The organism is Persicobacter diffluens, assembly GCF_036244895.1.
In the GTDB taxonomy this organism is placed as follows: Bacteria; Bacteroidota; Bacteroidia; order Cytophagales; family Cyclobacteriaceae; genus Persicobacter; species Persicobacter diffluens.
The window spans coordinates 19,607-40,323 of record NZ_BQKE01000011.1 but is presented as its reverse complement, the minus strand read 5'-3'; the positions used below and the strand labels follow the sequence as shown (position 1 = coordinate 40,323).

The 20,717-nt window shown below is 41.7% G+C and carries 11 protein-coding genes; 1 reads left to right on the top strand and 10 read right to left on the bottom strand.

The genetic code is table 11. The features are described from left to right. Together AAA970_RS27280 and AAA970_RS27275 are read right to left on the bottom strand one after the other, a co-directional pair. Nucleotides 1-1,043, bottom strand: a 1,043-nt coding sequence (locus AAA970_RS27280) for a DUF5107 domain-containing protein (protein ID WP_338240121.1), incomplete at its 3' end; no start/stop codon positions are given. 64 nt (nucleotides 1,044-1,107) lie between these two features. Beyond that, the gene (locus tag AAA970_RS27275; protein ID WP_338239503.1) at nucleotides 1,108-2,526 is read right to left on the bottom strand and encodes a sugar porter family MFS transporter; all 1,419 of its coding nucleotides are present in this window, start codon (nucleotides 2,524-2,526) and stop codon (nucleotides 1,108-1,110) included. Nucleotides 2,527-2,777: 251 nt separating this feature from the next. Here AAA970_RS27275 and AAA970_RS27270 point away from each other — a divergent pair, with 251 nt between their 5' ends. Continuing rightward, nucleotides 2,778-3,656 (top strand): AraC family transcriptional regulator, encoded by an 879-nt coding sequence (locus tag AAA970_RS27270; protein ID WP_338240120.1) that lies wholly within the window; start codon nucleotides 2,778-2,780, stop codon nucleotides 3,654-3,656. Nucleotides 3,657-3,759: 103 nt separating this feature from the next. Here AAA970_RS27270 and AAA970_RS27265 read toward each other — a convergent pair whose 3' ends face one another. The 8 genes from AAA970_RS27265 to AAA970_RS27230 form a co-directional block, all read right to left on the bottom strand. Continuing rightward, nucleotides 3,760-5,649: a sulfatase-like hydrolase/transferase gene (locus AAA970_RS27265; protein WP_338240119.1), complete on the bottom strand. Its 1,890-nt coding sequence runs from the start codon at nucleotides 5,647-5,649 to the stop codon at nucleotides 3,760-3,762. 154 nt (nucleotides 5,650-5,803) lie between these two features. Then, complete coding sequence (locus AAA970_RS27260; RefSeq protein ID WP_338240122.1) at nucleotides 5,804-7,426, bottom strand: glycoside hydrolase; 1,623 nt, start codon at nucleotides 7,424-7,426, stop codon at nucleotides 5,804-5,806. A 1-nt stretch (nucleotide 7,427) separates the two neighbouring features. After that, entirely contained in the window at nucleotides 7,428-10,637 is a 3,210-nt protein-coding gene (locus AAA970_RS27255; protein WP_338240118.1) for a discoidin domain-containing protein, read from the bottom strand. Between the two features lie 276 nt (nucleotides 10,638-10,913). Then, nucleotides 10,914-12,503, bottom strand: a complete 1,590-nt coding sequence (locus AAA970_RS27250) for a sulfatase (protein WP_338240117.1) — start codon at nucleotides 12,501-12,503, stop codon at nucleotides 10,914-10,916. A 20-nt stretch (nucleotides 12,504-12,523) separates the two neighbouring features. After that, nucleotides 12,524-13,987, bottom strand: a complete 1,464-nt coding sequence (locus AAA970_RS27245; protein ID WP_338240116.1) for a hypothetical protein — start codon at nucleotides 13,985-13,987, stop codon at nucleotides 12,524-12,526. A gap of 139 nt (nucleotides 13,988-14,126) precedes the next feature. Beyond that, on the bottom strand, nucleotides 14,127-15,695 hold the full coding sequence (locus AAA970_RS27240) for a RagB/SusD family nutrient uptake outer membrane protein (protein WP_338240115.1): 1,569 nt from the start codon (nucleotides 15,693-15,695) through the stop codon (nucleotides 14,127-14,129). Between the two features lie 17 nt (nucleotides 15,696-15,712). Continuing rightward, nucleotides 15,713-18,754: a SusC/RagA family TonB-linked outer membrane protein gene (locus tag AAA970_RS27235; protein ID WP_338240114.1), complete on the bottom strand. Its 3,042-nt coding sequence runs from the start codon at nucleotides 18,752-18,754 to the stop codon at nucleotides 15,713-15,715. A gap of 37 nt (nucleotides 18,755-18,791) precedes the next feature. After that, nucleotides 18,792-20,228 (bottom strand): hypothetical protein, encoded by a 1,437-nt coding sequence (locus AAA970_RS27230; RefSeq protein WP_338240113.1) that lies wholly within the window; start codon nucleotides 20,226-20,228, stop codon nucleotides 18,792-18,794. Between the last annotated feature and the right edge of the window lie 489 nt (nucleotides 20,229-20,717).

The window sequence follows — 20,717 nt, the reverse complement described above, 5'->3', positions numbered from 1 at the left end:
AAGTCACGGTAAGGCATGAAGTATTGTTTGAAGCTCTTCTCTTCAAATGGCTGTAGCCAAGTGAAATCCGGTTGGTTATCGGTATAAACCCCACACATCAATTCGATGTACGGACCATCCTCATCGGTCAGGTTTCTATCCCAGGCCTGGCCAAAATCACCATGTCCCCAAGTCCACTGTTTTTTACCCGGCGATTGGTGGTGATCCGCTACGTGAAGCAATCCACCCTGAGAATCATTTTCAAAACCACCAACAAAGTCATGCTCAGACTTAATGGCCATATAACTTGTTGGTACCGGAACATTCTTATATTTAGAAATATCTACTCCGGCAGAGTAATCTACCTTATAGTATTCTCCTGTAGCAATCGGGAAACTGGATACATCGCGCTTACCGTGGTCAAATACTGCATTTACATCTGGTGGGAAAACCGATTGGTAATCATCGTTCACCTTCACTGCAGGGTTGGCCCACCAAAGGAAGGTTTGCGGGTGGTTGGTACGGTTAAATAATTTAACCTTAATCTCTAAATAGGCTTTGTCTGGGTGAAGCGTAAATCCAGCCATACCTTTGGTACGGAACATACGCTCTACCTCGCTACACCAAACAGTTACACTGCCATCCTCATTGTATTCAATCTTGGAATCTACCGGATCGTAAGTAGACGGACGGTGGTGCTGCGGCCAGTTAAATTCAATACCACCCGAAATCCACGGACCGGTCAATCCTACCAACGCAGGCTTAATCACCTGATTGTAATAAACAAAATGACGCTCTTTGGTCTTATCGTAAGCCATTTGCACACGACCACCCAACTCGGGCAAGATCATGATTTTAATGAAGTCATTCTCTAGATAAACGGCATTCCACACCTTATCCTCCTTCTCGTCCATAATCTTCTCGATTACGGGGTGAGGATAAACAACTCCACTACTACCCTGATAAACGCGTTTCTCTAAAAAAATCGGATTTTTCTCGGGCTTACCAATTCCATAAGTCGGAATGGTTACCGCTTCATGCCAGGCTTTAACTGGTGATTTCATAAGCAAAAAATATTTGGTGTAGGGGGAGGTGAAATCCCCCCTATTTATGTTCTAAAATTGTGTTTTATACTTTTGTCAAGACAGGCTTTTCGGCGCCCGTAAGTTCCTCTTCGATCTCCTCCAGTGACTTTCCTTTAGTCTCAGGAAGCTTTGCCTGGATGAAGACAAAACCAAGCCCACAAATGATTCCATACAACCAGAAAGTACCGGATGCTCCAAAGGAGGAGTTAAGAATCGGGAAGGTATAGGTCAGTAAAAAGCTGGAGATCCACAAAGAGGCTGTCGCTACTGACATGGCTGCTCCACGAACTTTATTCGGGAAAATTTCCGATAGGATTACCCAGGTGAGCGGCGCCAGCGTCATGGCGTAGCAGGCAATGGCTAACACCACCAATACCAGTAGCAACACACCGGAAACTTCCATATAATAGGCTGCACCAATCAAAAGATATATCGCCATCAAGGACACTGCACCTATTTTCATCAATACTCTTCTTCCTAATTTATCCACCGTGAAGATGGCCGCAAAGGTAAATACCAGGTTCACGCTACCGGTAATCACGATATTCATCAACGTATCGGATACTCCATAGCCGGCCGCTTTAAAGATCTCATCTGCATAATTGAATATCACATTGATGCCGCACCACTGTTGGAAGGCAGCCAGTACAATACCAATAATCAGTACGTTTCTCATTTTCGGATGAAGCAATGAAATATTACTTCCCGAAGTGGCAGAGGATTTTAGCGCCTGTTGAATATTCTCAAACTCACTATCCGCATAGCTTTTGCCGCCAATTTTCTCCAGAATAGCTCTGACTTTGCTGCTATCTCCCTTTTGCGCCAACCATCTCGGGCTTTCCGGTACAAAATACATTAATAAGAAAAATAACAATGCCGGAATCGTTTCTGCCCAAAACATCCATCGCCAGCCCATCTGGCCATTCCATGAATTAACAATTTCTAAGTCTGTGGCACCTGCCGCTACAGGCTCTGCAATTTGCCAATTGGCGATCTGCGCGGCCAAAATACCGATCACGATCGTCAGTTGATTTAAAGATACAAATCGACCTCTCAAACTTCCCGGAGAAATCTCCGCAATATACATAGGAGAAAGATTTGAAGCCAAACCAATTCCAATACCTCCTAATATGCGATAGAAAATAAATAAGTTATAGTGATCAGTAGCTCCGGTTCCTACGGCTGATAGCGTAAAAAGAAAAGCCGAGAAGATCAGTAATTTCTTACGACCATATTTATCACTTAAAGCGCCGGATATCATGGCGCCCAAAAGGCAACCGATCAAAGCACAACTCATCGTCCAACCTTGTAAAAAAGGAGAATTGGCGATCTCAAAAAATCGTTCATAGAAAGGTTTCGCCCCACCAATCACCACCCAGTCATATCCAAACAGTAAGCCCCCCAAAGCCGAGACCATTGAAATAGATAAAAGGTACTTAGTATTAAAAAATGATTTTCCCATACGATCTAAAATTTTCTTTAGCTGATTAAACAAACGATGGAATAAAAGTAACACTGTTTATTTGAACCATTACAAAGTAACGGCTTCCTAGAAAGAATAGAAATGGAGGATACAAACCAAAAACTAGATAATATCACTATTCAACCTCTGATAAGGGGTAAAAAAACTTAAATAGTATTTTAACATAAAAAACCATCTTTTAGCTAATTATTTATAAATTGACGCCATAACCCCCAATAAATTTCACATAAATGAAAAAATCTGACGGATTCAAAGACCAAAGAACCATCATAATTCCTGAGTATGTATTATCAAACCTAGAGAATGACACTTTTAAGGGAAGTTTGTATATCACTGATATAGGTTACTTTCCAACAGCTCAAGATCATTTTAGATCCAGAAAAGATGGCTGCCCACAATACATCCTGATGTATTGCATTAAAGGAACGGGGTGGGTTGAAATCAATCACCAAAGAACCCAAATAATAGAAAATCAATACTTTGTAATTCCCCCGAACACTCCGCATCAATATGGAGCGGATGAGCACAACCCCTGGAGCTTATATTGGGTACATTTTTCAGGGAAAAATGCTGCCTACTATACCGCAGCACTGGATAAGGCACGTTCTATTTCCACCAGCGAGGTAGATCGTATCAAAGATCGATTGGAAATATTTGATGAGATTATTGCTAACCTAGAAATGGGTTTTAGTGAAAACACGATTGGCTATTGCAATATTTTGTTTGGATACTTTTTAGCTACCTTTAAGTACCTGGAACAATTCCGACATATCAGAACTTCCAAAGCTGGAGATATGATTGGGCAGAGTATTATTTACATGAAGAATAATATGAAGCACAAAATTTCGCTGGACGAACTAGCTGAAAATGCCCGGCTCTCCCCTTCCTATTATTCTTCAGAGTTTAAGCGTAAAACAGGGAAAACTCCCATAGATTATTTGACGCATTTAAGGATTCAGGAAGCTTGCCAATTGTTAGATCATACCTCTCTGAGAATAAAAGAAATATCCAACAAAGTGGGATTTGACGATCCATTCTATTTTTCAAGGGTGTATAAAAATGTTATGGGCTTATCCCCAAAAGAATATCGGAAGAACCCTAAAGGATAAAAGGAAGGTGATTTTTATGAAAAACCATTCCTGTAAAAAGAAAAAAACTTCCCGGACAAGCATCCGGGAAGTTTTTTTATGGTCCTTAAAAGAAGTACATATTTTACCAATGATGCTGGTAATACAAAGGCTCATTAAAACAGATATGTTTATAGATATCTAAACTTTCGGATACCAAACCATCCACCTTTTTACCGCTTAGGTCCTTCACCTCTTCAGCAAACGCCAATGCCTTTTCTTTGGGCATATAGATGATCTCCTGAATGGTTTGATGCACTAAATGTGGATTCTCGTGGCGCATAAATTGTTTTAAAACCTTTTCCGCTTCAACAGCACCATTTGCTTTATAAAGCACTGAAGCGGCGATGATACTCACTGGAGCAAAATCATCGACAAGTACTTTTTGTAATGCTTGTTGATTGGCCGTAAGGAGTTTTTCATTTTGCGAGGACAAACCCAAAATCGCCCAATAGCGAACGAGCGGGTCACTGCTTTTCAATCCTTCTAGTTGCGTGGCTAAGACTTCTTCTCCTGCGCCCACCAGCTTGGCCATTTTATAAATCGGTTCAAAATTGTAAGCCTCCGAATTTTTGTAGTCAAAAGGAGTGGTCTTTTTGGAAATGGAGTCCAACATATATTCCGGAAGGAAGTGTACATCCTTCATGGCCAGCAGTTTTTCATCCAACGCCTCACTTAATTTAGCCAATGTTTTGGCATAGGCTGGATTCTGTGCCAGGTTGTTGGTTTGCCAGGTATCGGTTTTCAAATCATAAAGCATCTCTTGAGGTCTGATGCCAAAAGGATTGCTTTGTACTTCATTCAAACTGCCCTCTTTTTCATAAGCACGGATCAATTGACGACTCATACTATAATCAAAATATTTTTGCCAACTGTACTCCGGTCTGTTGGGATAAAAATTTCTGGTATAATGATAGCGTCCGTCAGAGACCGAACGCGTCAGGTTGATAGACTCTCCGGAGCGATCCACAGATGAAAAGGCATATTGCTGAGCTTCGGCAGGTTTCCCCAAAAACGGCTTACCCGTCATATGTTCCGGAATCTCAACCCCTGCCAAGGCTAAAATAGTCGGTCCGAAATCTTCAAATGTTACCGGCTGATTAGTCGATTTTTTGTTTTTGAAAGGGTTGAGATGTTTATAGGCTTTTGGGACAATCACTGCCATCGGTACCTGATGGCCTAGTGCCAAACCATGCGATTTGGAACGTAATCCCCCGCCCCCGTGATCGGCATAGACAAAAATAATAGTAGAAGAAATGAGTTCTTCCTGATGTAGTCTACTGATTAAAGTATCAATCTCATTATCTGTTTTCTTCAGGGCGTTATATGTTCTTGCCAACTCTTTTCGCAACTCGGGGGTGTCTTTATAAAAGTCCGGCAATATGATGTCAGCATCCGCCAGAATTTCATCAGGTGCTAAATGATCAAGAATACGCTCTTTATAGTCATCGTAGGGGTTGGTAAAGGTTCTGGACTGATGGCAGTTGTTGAAATTGAAAACGGAGAAAAAGGGTTGATTCTCCTTGCGGTTCCACCATCCGGCCGTTCCGCTGCTTTCTACCCAGGCCTCCTTGGTCATCCGCCAGGCATCCGCATTATTATAATCTCTTTTAGAATTATTGGAGGTATGATAACCCGCCTGTTTCAAATAATACGGAAAGGGCTTAAGGTCCTTGGGCACAGGGTAAGCCGACCGGTGGTGTCCGGTACCATAGGCGTTGGTTCTCGTGCCTGTAATAATCGCATAACGACTAGGAGAGCATACCGCCCCGGTGGAAAAAGCGGCGTCGAATCGGGTGCCCTGATTTATCAGGGAATCAATCACCGGCGTCTTGGTTACCGCATTACCATATGGAGTGAAAAATTGCGGAGACATATCTTCCATCACTACCCAAACGATATTGGGAGGCGGAGTTGGTTCTGACTTCCATGGCGAAATGGATAAAAACAGCGTTGCTAAAATATAATTCAACATGGTTGGTAGTATTTTAAGGGTAAAAATCAAAAAAAGGAATCCTATTTGAGCAGAACTCCGAACCTTCAATAGGATGGAAAGACGTACATCATCGGGATTCCTTTTGATCAAAAAATGCAGAATGGATAATCTTTTTCCCTTCTCAGTCTTCCATTTATTTTTTTGTCAAAACTAATGTGGTCACTGAACGAGGACTTAGTTGTGTATTGGCTGTTTTTTTAAGGCGTTTCAAATTATGTTTTTCGGAAGTTTCATATACCTCCATCGTATAATCTTTCAGGTTTCCTATGCCCTGCAAGGAAATCGACTGTGATTCCTCCGTAGTATTAATAGCAACCAAAACCACCTGATCAGAAGATTTGTAGGCGGAAATCATCAGCTCCTTCGCTTTTTCTTCCATCGTTTTTTCCGGAGCATATTCCACCTCAATGCGTTTCATTCCCGGTTTTACAAAGCGGCTAAAATTACCAAAAGCCCACAACAATTTCGAGTCCATTGGTATGCCATCATATTGGGCTTTTTCATTATCAAAAGTGCCTTCGGTATCCAGATAGATCAAACCGTCCTTATAATCACATTGTGAAAGGGCGGTCCACCATTGCCAGGAGGTAGCGTTGGCCAGTACCACATCGTGGTGAATCAATCGCGAGACAAACAGTGCCGTTCCCATCCCCAAATCACGGGTGCCTCCCTGTCCGATTTCATCATTTTTTTCCAATACACAGTATTCACTCTGCCAAAAGGCCACATCTTTATTTTCCTGCTGAAAAGTGTTTTGTAAACGTTGGCGTGTTTCCACCTGTGTTTTGATAGGCCAAGAGGAGAAATAACTATGACCGGAAATAATGGGGGCCACCTTAGGCAAGTCACCGATATAAGTCGGGCTGTGCGGGTTAAAGAAAAAGGCCAATTGGTCTGCACGATCAGCAATATTTTTGATTCGATTTTCAGCCGTTTCTTTCTGATAGTCTGAAAGGTGCTCCAACATACCTGACTCTCCCAATACCACCTCACAATTCAGGGAACGATCCGACAGTTCTTTCGACAAATAACGGGTCAGTAAATATAACTCTTCATTGGATGCAGGAGAACCTTCCTGCGAGCCGCTATCCCAACCCCACTGTGGTTCATTCATAGGGCTAAGATAATTGATCGGAATTTGCATTTCCCTATTAAAATGCTCCACTACCTCTGCCATATAATGTGCAAAGTCCGACAGATGTCCTGAACGAATGTTGAGCTGATTTCGGTGTTTGTCCGAAAATGCTTTCCCATTCAGGGTGTACTGCACCGGAGGAGAAATCATGAAAGCCACAAAATTCTCCACGCCATAATCTTTGGCTTGTTCCAAAAACCAACGTTGTCCGGCCTGTTTGGTCCAGTCATAACTACCGTCGGCCTGTAAAAAACACGCTCCCCTACGCCATGGGTTTTTAATGCCACTCTCTTCTCCCTGCTCTGTACTTCCCGCGCCCAAATAGAAGCGCCAGGTGCTCAGACCAATTCCTTTCGGATTTCCCTTCGAATCTACCTCCTTACTAAAAAGCCATTCGGCGATTTGATGCCGCTTCTCCAGTGGCCAGTTTTTTCCCACAAACTGACAGCGCCAGGCGTCCGAAGCGCCCCAACTGTGGATGGTCTGCTGCTCTTGCTCAACTTTGAGATTAACCTCAATCCGCTCCTTTTTGCCTCCGGCTTGTGCAATACTTAGCCCTGCAAAAAGAAAAAATAAGCACACCAAAGCATGCTTATTTTTTAATATTTCCTGCCACTGCATACTACTCAATAATTTCAATTTGAGCGATAGCCGTGTATGGCTTGCCATTGTGTGAAGACAAGACACGCAACTTAATATAGCGGCAATCAAAAGTACTTTCATCCATATACTCCTGAGAGAAGAGAATATCTTCGAAAGGCTGATCTTCCTTGCACTGCCCTACTACCTGTGGTTTGTCAAAAGTAGTTCCGTCTTTGCTGATATACACTTCGTAATCTTTCACGCGGCCATTGGCTTTGATGCCATTTCTTTGCACCAGTCGAATTCCTTTCAGCGCTAAGACCTCCGAAGCATCAATGATAATTTCATGGGGCATATCCTGCTCCTGACCACCCCATTCGGTATGCCATAGGGTGGATAAATCACCATCCAATACATTTTTACTCTCATAACCACGGTGTCCCGGCGTACTTTCCAACACCTTCGCGCTTTGCCATGGGTGCTTGCTCAAAAACAAGTCCGTAAGGTCCTGCTCACTCATTTCCACCTGGGGTGCAAAATCTGCCTGCTGGGCATAAGCCACTAACGAACGCTGCATCTGACGCGCTACCGGACGGCTGTCCAGGTCATTGGTAATGTCAAAAGCTGAAATAATCAGGCTTCCTTTACCCACTTTCGCTTCCATAACCCCAGCCAATTTAGCATTACGGGCAAAGTTGTCAATCACCTGAACGATTGGTTGAAAATCAGCATTCAAATCGGAAATATCTATGGCGGACATCTCTCGGGTCAAATCCCACCACTGCCAATTGGAGTGGAAATCTGTCGGGAAGTCGGCCAAGGCGCTGTGCTCAGGCTCACAAAGAATACCCATCGTTCCGGCTTGTTTCGGGAAGTGTACGGGGCTCCAGAATACCGGAACGAATTTTCCATTCACCTTCTTTTTCATATTTCTGCTGGATGGATTGTAAATCACTTTTCTTCCTTTTTTCAAAGCAGCGATTACTTCATCCAGATCATTAGACACCAACACCTCTTTTACCGTTTGCACTTTTTCTGTTGGGTAAACCCACAAGTTCCACTGGTTGGTAATTTCGGTACCATTGATAAAGGCGGACAATTTAAAATTAGTCGCTTTCGAAACGGTGGAGAAATCTACATGGATATCTCCAAAAATATGGTAATCTCCTGCAGCTACCTGATCATTTTTGAAATCGCCTTTGGCAAAAATCTGACCTGCTTCGTCTTTCAGCTCCCAGCGGGCGGTGGTGTTTTTGAAGTTATGCGTTGAATAATTCGCAAATTCCAATACGCCTTTAAACTGCTGATCATTCTCATAAATAAAGTGATCCGTGCGTAACAAAAGCACTGTTTGCGAACAAAAAGCTTTGAAAGATTCCTCCGTAATGATGCCTTTGGACTCCCAGAAGGCATCCAACAACCCCACGTGTGCAGTACTTTGGCCCGGGAAGTCGGTCAACTGCAAAAGCTGAAAACCGGCCTGATTGGGTGTTCTGAACGAGCGCTCTATTTCTTCTTTATAAAGCAATTCTGCCAGTTTTCCGGAAGCCAAAGTGAAATCAGCCGCCTGGTGCAATAGACCTTTTTTACGTAAATCTTCACGGATGGTGATCAAAGAGTAAGGCACCAACACGCCATCGTACTTACTGATTTCCGCCATACGCGGATAAACAGAATATTGACCAATTTCATGTGCGATTAATGGCACCGGCAAGCCATCGATAGAGGCTCTGTAATCATCTTTACTATTAGGTGCAAAATCATTGAAGAATCCCTGACCACGTACCCAGCCATTTTTTGTGATCTGTGTGATATAGTACTGGTCTGCCGGCTCAGCCCATTTTCCATGACCTTTTTGGAAAGTAAAGGCCGACACAGAGTAAAGGCGACGATCATCGGTTTTGCGCAAACCCATCACCATCTCATTCATATAGTCATAATCTCCTTCCAGCTCATTTCCCAAAGTGAACATGCAAAAAGAAGGGTGGTTACCATACTCCTTAATCATTCGGGCGGCTTCCTCATTGAAGAAGGTGTTTGTAGCAGCATCTTCTCCAAAATTAAAGCTCCATGATGGCAGCTCTACCTGCAAATAAATACCCATCTGATCCGCTGCTTCAAATGCCGCAGCCGGAGGACACCAGGAGTGGTAACGGATATGGTTCAAGCCATAGCTTTTGGTGGCTTTCATGATCTTCATCCATGAGGCCAAATCGGTTGGCGGGTGACCGGTTTTTGGATAAATGGAGCAATCCAATGTACCACGAAGGAAGACCTTATTACCATTGACGCGCAAGGCGTGTCCGTCTGAAACGATTTCACGCATACCGAAAGTGGTCTCAAGCATGCTTTCAAATGCTTTCTTTCCTTTTCCACCCTGAATATTGGCCTGTAGTTGGTATACATCCGGCGTAAACTCACTCCAAAGGTATTGTGCATCGCCTAAAGGATATTCCAACGCAATTTTGGATTCTCCTGATTCAAATACCTGCTCAGTAGTCAACTCATTTACCGTATGATCTTTCACCTTTGCTGCCAATGTAATCTGGCCTTTAGCCACTTTCTTTCCCGCATTGTTAACGGTCAGAACAACTTTCACGCTATTATTTTCCACATTTGGATAAGTGGCTACATGCGAAAGCTTCACCTGATCATGAGCCGTGATGTTCATCTGTCCCAAAATACCATTCCAAATGGTTTGCGTCTCTTCCGTGTAAGCGTGCGAAAGTCCAACATCAAAATGCTTTTCGTTATCTACCGCTACGGCAATCTTATGTGTTCCCGGTGTCAGGTAATCAGTCACATCAAAACGGTGTGGTGCGACCAAACTGTTTTGCATGGCTACTTCCTGCCCATCAATAAACAGTTGAGAGGTCCATTTGATCATCTCAAATTCCAGTGCCAATGCTTTACCTTTCCAATCCTGTGGAATCGTAACCTCTCTGTAATACCAGGCCTTGCCGATAAAACTATGCTTACGGAACAGGTGCTCAAATGGCTTTTGGATCGTGTCGGTATCCAAGGCTATTCCTAAGCCAAAAATATCTGTTGTTCCGGGCAATTGGACCTCTTTGTCAAAATCTGTTGCCAGGGCATTGGGATCAGTAATGGTCTTTGCTTTCTCAAGCTTTACCTTCCAATCCCCATGCAGGGACATCACGTCCTGGGCCATCGTCTGCACTCCACCCAAAAGAATGCAAATCAAGGTAAAAATGGTGGCCAGCCCCACACTTGTTTTCACTTTATACATAACAAAAAAATAAGAATAACACTTTAATCATCTCTTAATCAACACATAAACGAATAGTGGAAAAGCCTTTCCCCTATCAATTTATAAGCTAAAACTCCAACAATTAGTGATAAATTCAAATAGAAGAAAAACAGAAAAAGCTGGAGGATATTACGGTCAATAAATTCCAAATATGCCTCTATAGGTCAATGCCTTGATTTTTTAGAATATAAGCTGTAAAAAAATGGCTATCAAAGTATTTCACCCTGATAGCCATCCAACTAATATTAATGCATTCTAGTCATTAATAATCATACTCCCCCACCAATCTTTATTGGGCTGCCAGCCCTCCTGATACATCGCGTTGCGTTGTTTCTCCAGATTGGCCTTTGTATTTCTCATTCTTCTCTTTATATAAGCCTGACGCTTGGCATCATCATATTGCGGATCTTTTTCCGGGAACTTCGCATTCACCGAAGCTAACCAATCAAATAGCTGTGTTTTTAACTGATTGGCTACCTGTACTTCCTGCCCTGCAAGGTCATGCTGCTCTCCTACATCTTTGGTCACATCATATAATTCCAAATGGCCATCTTCCCAGAAATACATCAATTTCCATTTTCCCTGACGCACCATAGAAGCCGGATCTCCACCCTGATTTCCGTAGTGCGGGTAGTGCCAGTACAATGGACGCTCTTTGATTTCTTTATTCATCAAAGCCGGTTTCAAACTTACCCCATCCACGTGAGCTTGTGGCTCCAATGGAGCACCCACAAGGTCCAAAACGGTTGGGAAGAAATCCACACCACTGGCTGGTGTGTTGTTCCAGCTCCCTTTATTGTCCAGCCAAGGCACTGAAATAATGTAAGGAACGCGAACACCACCTTCGTAAGCTTGCCCTTTTCCACCTTTTAATGGTGCATTCGAGGTAGAGTAACCATCTCCGGAAGAGACGCCTCCGTTATCCGAGGTGAAAATCACAATAGTATTCTCCTCCAAACCCAACTCTTTCAGGCCATTCAATACCACTCCAACGGCATCATCCATGGTTTCCACCAAGCCTGCATATACTGGGTGGTCCTGATTTTTTCGTCTTGGAAGTAGCGGATCTTCCACAAATCCTTCTTCTTCATAACCGGCTTTTACCACCTTCTCTCTGTATTTAGCCCATTTCTCCTGAGACGTCTGAATCGGGCCGTGTACTGCATAAAAAGAAAGGAAGGCGAAAAATGGCTCCTCTTTTCCCTGATGGTTTCGCATGAAATTGACCGTTTCATCGGCCAAACGCATCGAAAGATTCTCTCCCGGTTTTCTGTTTTCCATCTTAGGGTTGATGAATGGATCAAAATAGCCCCCTTTCGGGCTACCTACTTCCCAGCCACCAATATTAATGTCATAACCGTGATCCTCAGGAAGTGAACCTACATCGCCACCATGCCATTTACCGGCAAAGAAGGTTTTGTAGCCATTTTTCTTCATCGCTTTCGCCCATGTCAAATTAGACTGGGAAAATCCGTGCTCATATTCTGGTGGCAATAATTGACTAAACTGCCCATAGCCTCTCCAGTCTTCGCCGGAAGCATCCCCTATCCAGGTAGTGACTCCGTGACGTGCCGGAAACTGACCAGTCTGCAAACTTACACGTGAAGGGCTACAGACCTGGCAACCGGCGTATCCATCAGAAAAACGCACCCCTTTATCTGCTAAACCATCCAAATTCGGGGTTTCATAAAAATCACTGCCGGTGCAACCTAAATCACTGTAGCCCAAATCATCCGCTACAATAAAAAGAACATTCGGTTTCTTCTGCTCTTGTTTACTTTCCTTTCCTTTATTGCAGGAGAATAAACCGACAGATAAAAATAGTGCTAAAAAACAACGCTTCATCTCATCAAAAATTAAAAAACTTAATCTATCTCTATCTCAAATTTATATATACAATACGGTCTGTTTTCATTAATATAAAAAGTCAGCGTATTATCAGTAATCGCATAATCGGCTTGTTTTACCGTTTCCATCGGCAACGGTAAAGCAGTATCCACGGAACCCGGAACAAATAATTGATGAGCTTTAATCTCATTAATACTCATTCCTTCTAATTGCAAATCTACTCTACTCCAGCGATGATTATTTCCCACCACATAAACCACCACTTTTTTATCCTCTCGTGAAGCAATTGCTCTCATGACCTCACCGTATTCGTTTATTGGGCCATCTGTAACTTTCAGTGACTCGCCCTTAAAATTATGCGCAAGCTCACTGAACATCTGAGCAGTGGGATATAGGGTAGCAAAATTAGCACTAAATAACCCCAAACCAACAATACTGGTATTTAAAGGAGGCCAAAAAGCGCCTGCATCTGCGCCGGTACGGCCAAACTCGTATACTTGTTCCATCATGACATTGGCGCCTTCAGCATACATTTTATGATCATTATAGTCTTTGGAAGGGGCCCATTCTGACAGGTGAACATAAGGCTTACCCAAATTATCCCGACAACCGTGAATCAATTCTACCAACATATTAATCTGGTGGTTAGGGGAGTTTGCAGGAGGATTGTAGCCGGCATAGGGATGTAATGCACAACCATCAATCAAATCCAGATCAGCTCCAAAAACCTCTTTGATTTTGGTAAATTCTTCCGGATGGACAAAATCACCGTTGACCAACACCTTGAAAGGAGCATTAGGGAATTCTTGGTCAATATAAATCGCAATCTCTCTGGCAATATGAGCGTAGTTCTCCAATTTCTTGGCACGGGTTTTACCTCCTGCGTACTGCAGCCACCACTCGTTGCCGATTTCCAAAGTCATAATTTTTTCAGGAGAACATTTGGTGATCGCCTCTTTAGCCACACTTTTGCAGTAATCAAGAGCTTCATCCCAGGCATCAGATTGAAGTGTTGCGTCCATAGCCTTAACCGTAGGCACTACTATGCTCAAACTTTTCGGATTGGCTGCCAAAACCTGCTCAATAGAAGCGCCCTGAACATCCGGACGGCTATTCCAATCCGGTGTATCATTTAATTTCCAATCATAGAACTCCGATTCCCAGCCACCCGGGAAACGTAAGTTTTGAGAACCTATTTGTCCCAGAACATCCGTGAATTTTGAAAAAGATTCCGAACTGATCACAGACCAGTCATTGTTCACTCCTAACAAATAAGGGGAGATAGGCACAGCATCCTCCGCGTGAATTTTGATGGTAGTCTGTGCCCTGGCACCATTGAATTCACTAGAGTCCTTGGGGACAAAAGTAAAAGGTGGCTCATAATTTAAAGGTGGTTCCTCTTGAGTACAATTACATAAGGAAACTAATACCGCCGCAAAAAGGGCTAAATATTTTATATTAAAATTATTTGAATAATTCATCTATGAAATCCTGATAAGAGATAAAAAATGAAGTTTTTTTGGTCATTGAATTTCGTTATCAATCAACCACGGAGAAAAATGGAGTCAACTCTAATAGATTAGCATTCAAGAGTTGACTCCTCCGAATAAATCCCCCAATTTAAAAATTCGGATTTTGAGCAATTGCTCCCTCGGACTGTATCACGTCCGTATGCGGAATAGGAAATAATAAATCTCTTTCTTCCTGGAAATTATATCCTTTGTTACTATTCTCCTTTTGATTACTGGTTTCAAACTCATCATCTGATTCCAATAAATTATACTTGACAAAAGCACCATCAGGCCCCATTACATTGCAAAGAGCTTTCTTGCCATTATCATCATCCCATCTTCTTAAATCAAATAAACGATGGTTTTCTAAAGCCAACTCCAATCGTCTTTCTAAACGAATGGCATTTCGTAAATCTTTGCCTGAAGCCGTTACATCCTCCAATTCGACTCTTTCCCGAACCTTATTCAATGAGGTTTTTGCAGCTCCTTCATCCCCAACTTCATAACAGGCTTCGGCATGCATCAATAATACATCCGCCAAACGGATTAAGCGAATATTTAATGGATTGGATTCCCGGTTATACTGAGCCGATCTTAAATCCTGTGGAATATAAAATTTCCTGTTAATACGCGCGGATTTGTGTTGGTCAGGACTTATGATATAATTCGTAGCTTTTGGATCTCCAGCCACATCATCTCCGTGCTTCACTATTGTCCACTTCAAGCGGACATCATCCCCGGCATCAATGAATGCTTTTTCCAAATTACTGGTAGGTAAGCCCCAGGACCAACCATAGTCATCACGGGAACCCGTTAATACCGGAAGCCTGTTACCTAAAGTATATTGGGTGGTGCCATCAAACTGAATTTCAAAAATGGACTCCACATGGTTTGGGGTTTCTACTCCCCACACTTGACCGAAATCCGCTAATAAATCATACTCATTGGAGTTGATCACTTCCTCGAAATATTGCTTTGCCTGAGCAAAATCACCCTTCCAAAGATAGGTCTTACCCAAAAGTGACAAAACCGCTCCCTTTGTCGCTCTTCCCATTTGATCAGGAGCATATTCACTTTTTTGCGGCAATTCCAGAGCCTCTTCCAAATCCTGAATAATGAATTCATAGGTTTCTTCTAAAGAAGCGCGGGTGATTCCGTGAGCCTGATCTGGCATCAAGACCTCCGTTACTAATGGCACGCCTCCAAAATTCTTAGCTAACTCAAAGTAATTGTAGGCTCTCAAAAATTTAGCTTCTGCAATTAGTCTGTTAATCAGCTCAGTGTTCTGAACAGGAGAAAGTGGAAGTCTGTTAATCGCTACATTACTTCTAAAAATTGCCTCATATCGGTATTGCCAGAAGTTTTTAATATCCTGATCCTGCTTAGGGTTGCCATAATGAGCCGTACGAATGTAACGATCATTGGGCTGACTGGTATTTCCTGCCCAGCAATCATCAGAAGCCATATCAGACATGATTGCAAAATTGGCGATTTTCCACCATGCCTGCCCATACAGGCCATTGTAACATCCATTTACAAAAGCGATACATTCTGCTTCTGTTTTAAAATAATTATCCAGTGTTTGATCCCCATAGGTCGGCTGGTCTAAAAAACCAGTACATCCATAATTGAACAAGATCAAAAATAACAATGCAAATGTTTTTGACAAAAATTTCATGTAATTACAGATTATGATCAAAAATTCAAATTCAAACCGAACAACAAAGTTTTAGGGTTAGGATAACCATAACGATCCACCCCTGAGCTGATTACCGAAGCGCCACTCATTGCTCGTTCCGGATCCATTCCGGAATAGTTGGTAAGGGTAAATAAGTTTTGACCCGACACCGACAAGCGCAATTCTTTTCCATTCAAAAGCTCCCTTGGGAATGTATATCCAATTTGGATCAAGCGACATCTGAAATAAGAGCCATCCTCAACGAAAAAGTCAGACACTCTTCTATAATTACCATTCGGATCAATTTCCGTTAATCTTGGGTAGGCGTTAGTGCTTCCAGGACCACTCCAAGCCTGGTCATAAGCGCCTCTTCGAACATTCACACGATTCGTTCCGCCATCCAAATCAGACATGGTACTATTATAAATTTCATTACCAAAGGTACCATAAAAATTAGTCTTAAAATCCCAATTTCCATAAGTCAGCTCAATATTTAAACCTACCATTAAATCCGGAAAGGGATTACCAATATAATCCTTATCATCCTCATCGATAATACCGTCTCCATTCAAATCCAAATATCGGATATCCCCTGGTTGTGCATCTGGCTGTAATAAATTACCATATTGATCAGTGTGAGAATTTACCTCTGATTGATCCTGAAAAATACCTGCTGTTTTATATCCATAAAAACGGCTGATCAACCCTCCTTCTTCATTTCGAATGATGAAGTCATTGTAGAAATCGCTTTCTAGAATTGGCTTATCTCCTACCAATTTTAGTGCTTTGGTTTGCACTGAGGACAAGTTTAGCCCAACATTATAACTAAACTTCTCTCCGACATTATCTTGCCAGTTCACCGAGAATTCCCAACCTCTAGCCTGCATACTCCCTACATTCATCATCATCTCACCGTTCCACATCGGATATCCAAGAATTAAAAGGTTTTCTCTCTTCAAAAGCATATCCCGGGAGGTCTTTTGGAAAACATCTCCAACTAAATTCAACCGGCCATTTAACAAGCTAACATCAACACCAAAGTTCATATCTTCCACCGTTTCCCAGATCAGATTGCTATTTCCTAATTGGGCTAAAGTGGTTCCAATCCATCTTTCGCCTCCCAATACGTAATCTGCATCACGCATTAAATCAATAAAACTATTAGCCGGAATATTCTGGTTACCTACACGGCCCCATCCTCCCCTTACTTTAAGGTCTGTTAACCAATCCAGGTTATCCATGAAATTTTCCTCTGACACTCTCCATGATGCCGAAACAGAAGGAAAGAGTCCCCATTTATTATTTTCAGGAAAACGAGAAGAACCATCACGTCTGGTTGATAAAGTCAAATAGTATTTATGATCATAATTATACATAAAACGCCCCAATAGTGACATCAAGGTATAATTTGTAAGCTTACCTGAAACATCCGGATTCATAGTTCCGGAACTTAAGAACCAAAGATTACTATCATTATTCGGAATACCTTCAATATAACCATTCAAAGTTCTGGTAGAAAACATTTCCGCAGTATAACCTCCCATAATAGAAAAACTATGCTTCCCTCTAACGTTGAAGTTATATGTTGCGGTGTTCGTCCAGTTCCAATCAATACGATCAGTAGCGGACTGATTTACAGAACTCATATCATTTCTCTCCAGATTATCAATAAAGAATTCAGGATTAAAATTACTACTTCTGTTAAATACCGTATTCACACTAAACTGAGACATTAAAACCAAACCGTCAATGGGTTTATAGGTAAGTTTCGGGTTAAGCAATAAACGATATACAGAAGTTGAATTCGTTTCTCCACGCTTCACAATACCAGCCGGATTCCAAACCGCATTATTGTTCGATCTCGCATAATTATTATATACATTATCATCAATAAAACCACTAGAAGGACGCACTGGAGTTGTGGGGTCTATTTTCATTACAGAGGCTAGGGCATTAGGGGTATTTTGCCAATTTTCCACTACGGGAACAAAATCAACAGAAAGGTCCAGCTTGGATGTTAAATCCATCCCTACATTAAATCTACCATTAATACGATTCCAATATCCCGTTTCAAAATTGGAATCTTCACCGTAATACCCCAAACTACCACTGTATCTTACTTTATCCTTACCTCCCTGAAAACTTAAGGAGTGACTCTGTACAAAGGAATAGGGTTTAACTACTTCATCCCACCAGTCGGTTCCTTCTCCAGGCAACCAACCTTCTTTTCCATTCCAGTTTGCACCAGTACCATCATTTGCAAATCGGGCCTTCATGACTTTTTCATACTCATGAGCATCTGCCAAGTCTGGTTTTGGCAACATATTTACCCCGGTAGAGGATACAAACTGAAATTGGGTCTTGCCTTCTTTTCCTTTTTTGGTTGTTATCAGGATAACCCCGTTTGATCCCCGCGTACCATAAATAGCCGCTGCAGAAGCATCTTTCAGGATTTCCATACTCTCAATATCATTTTGGTTGATAAAGCTAATATCAGTTCCCATTGGAACACCATCCACCACATATAAAGGGCTGGATCCATTCACCGTAGTCGCACCACGAATCACAACTGTCGGTTGAGATCTCGGACCACCGGAGTTAATTACCTGTACCCCATTGGCCTTTCCCTGCAAAGCAGCAACAGGGTTACCCGCTGTTACCTGTTTCAAGTCCTCCCCTTTCACCGAGGTAATGGAGCTGGTCAGGTCACTCTTTTTCACGACACCATACCCCACCACGACCAATTCTTCCAGCTGCACCAACTCTTCCTCCATGATGACGTTAATCACTTCACCCTGTTTTACCTGCTGTTCCACAGGGGTATAACCGATCATGGTAAATATCAAAGTGGCAGTAGGTGCGCTTAATTCCAATTTGAAATTTCCTTCAATATCAGAAAATGCACCATTGGTAGTTCCTTTTTCAATAACAGTCACCGCAATAACGGGTTCTCCCGAAGGGGACAAAATTTGCCCCATGACTGATTTGTTTTGCTGCGCATAAGAGGTCGAAGAAAAAATCACCCCTATGAGCAATAAAAAAATATACTTAGCCTTCATTAATTTTTAAAAATTAAAGCGATAAAAAAACACTCAACTATTTTTTCAAATATAGCTTGGAACGCAATAAATGAGCATCTAGCTCAAAGATATAGGTTCCCCCCTGCTCTGCGGACCAATTACCAGGATTATTTCCTCCATTTAGTATGGTGACTTCCGGATCATTTTTATCATCCCATTTATAATGAGGTTTAAACCACCATGTTGGATGAGATGCCGGAGCTTTAGGTCCCACAATAAATCGGACGTTACTTGCTCCTGCTTTAACATCAAATTCTGTTCTGTACACATAAGGATTTGTTTCATCCTGAATAAGCATTTTTGGGGATGTCAAATTCCATTCATGATGACCAGCCCAGTTGGTAGGGCAAATTAAGCCCAATTCCACCGGTACCTGATCCGGGATACCACTCAAATATCCATCTGTCGGAATCGCATCCGTTGGGGTATAAGGGGTAATGGAATATTCACCATTCAAAATATTGAACTGAATTTTGCTATAGCCGCTTTGATCTATTTTTATTGGAAGAACCGTCTGAATATCATCTGAGCCAGCGATCAAATTTGTTTCCGAGTCAATTCCATAAACCACTGGTAAAAAACCTGATTTTTGAGGCACAAAATACAACTCTTCATCACCATTTTCAGCATAATAACCTGTTTCATAGGTAAATTCACCAATACGCTCTACCATCATAGGCACGCCAAAAATATTATCCTCGAAAATAGAAGCATCAGCCCCCTCAACAAGATACATCTTTGGATAGTCCGGAATATCAGAAACGATCAACTCAGAGTCAGATAATGCAACATTCCCTTCATAATCTTTTGCGGAGAGTTCAATAGTGTATTCCGCAGGACTCCCGGGAATCTCCAACTCCACCGTAGTACCAAACTTGCGATAATCCCCGGGGAAATCAGTGATAGTCATGGTATACCCTATTGATTTAACTTCCACCTTAACTTCCGTCAACTCCTTATTGTCTTGTACTTCTAAATCAAAAGAATGGAATATATTATGATCTTTTGATGCTAAATACAGTCTTTCTTCCGGTAATAAAGTAAATTCCGGACTTTCATTATCCCCTGTGAAATCAATAAACAATTGATAATCACTCGAATTACCAAAAACATCAAAAGCAGATACTAAAAGAGTGGTCTGAGCATTGTGAATTTTGTCTGTGTTTTTAACAGAATAATTAAGGTCATACTCAAACAATAAATCCTCATACAAATCCCTGAGATCAATTGTTTTATTAATTTCCAACTCACTACAAACTAACATAATATGACTTAAACCGTCATTATCCGTAATCTTCCCTTCGATAACAAATCCAGAAGCAAGGTCGGTTTTGATTTGATTTTCATCAATAATAATTTGTGGGGGTTGTCCGTCAACGAGCTTATAATCCTGCTCATTATTACACGCAAAACACAAATACAAAAAAATAATGTATAGATACTGGTGCCGCATAACTACTTTATTTGGGTTAAAAAATATGAACCATGTTCAATTAATATTTTGCTAATTTAGCTAGATAATAGCTACCCAAAAATGGAACATCGTCATGAAAATATGGAGAATATTACGATTTTCACACCGTGATTCAATGCTTGTAAGTCTATTATAAAGTAGACCCCTGTAATGACTAAAAAAATCATTCCTTAGCTGATTATTAAAACTAATTCAATTTTAAATTAGAAAGCGACATCATTTTCATTGGTGGTTAAATTCGAACGAGTCGCGATACTTCGGTTATAATGAGTGTAATCTATGGTTTCAATTTTGGGTCAGTTCTTCGATGCGACTTTAGATGTTGGTTTATAGGAATGAAATTTGAATACTCAAAAATTCATTGATCTTTTGTTGGTTGGTATATTATAACAACGGTAACTTTTGGCTATCTACCTCTTTTGATTGGGGGGATTTAAGAATAAGGTAATTGCGCGATTCTTTTATCGG

Coding starts and splice junctions, on each gene's coding strand:
- AAA970_RS27275 (WP_338239503.1), bottom strand. CDS start 2,526: ATGGGAAAATCATTTTTTAATACTAAGTACCTTTTATCTATTTCAATG.
- AAA970_RS27270 (WP_338240120.1), top strand. CDS start 2,778: ATGAAAAAATCTGACGGATTCAAAGACCAAAGAACCATCATAATTCCT.
- AAA970_RS27265 (WP_338240119.1), bottom strand. CDS start 5,649: ATGTTGAATTATATTTTAGCAACGCTGTTTTTATCCATTTCGCCATGG.
- AAA970_RS27260 (WP_338240122.1), bottom strand. CDS start 7,426: ATGCAGTGGCAGGAAATATTAAAAAATAAGCATGCTTTGGTGTGCTTA.
- AAA970_RS27255 (WP_338240118.1), bottom strand. CDS start 10,637: ATGTATAAAGTGAAAACAAGTGTGGGGCTGGCCACCATTTTTACCTTG.
- AAA970_RS27250 (WP_338240117.1), bottom strand. CDS start 12,503: ATGAAGCGTTGTTTTTTAGCACTATTTTTATCTGTCGGTTTATTCTCC.
- AAA970_RS27245 (WP_338240116.1), bottom strand. CDS start 13,987: ATGAATTATTCAAATAATTTTAATATAAAATATTTAGCCCTTTTTGCG.
- AAA970_RS27240 (WP_338240115.1), bottom strand. CDS start 15,695: ATGAAATTTTTGTCAAAAACATTTGCATTGTTATTTTTGATCTTGTTC.
- AAA970_RS27235 (WP_338240114.1), bottom strand. CDS start 18,754: ATGAAGGCTAAGTATATTTTTTTATTGCTCATAGGGGTGATTTTTTCT.
- AAA970_RS27230 (WP_338240113.1), bottom strand. CDS start 20,228: ATGCGGCACCAGTATCTATACATTATTTTTTTGTATTTGTGTTTTGCG.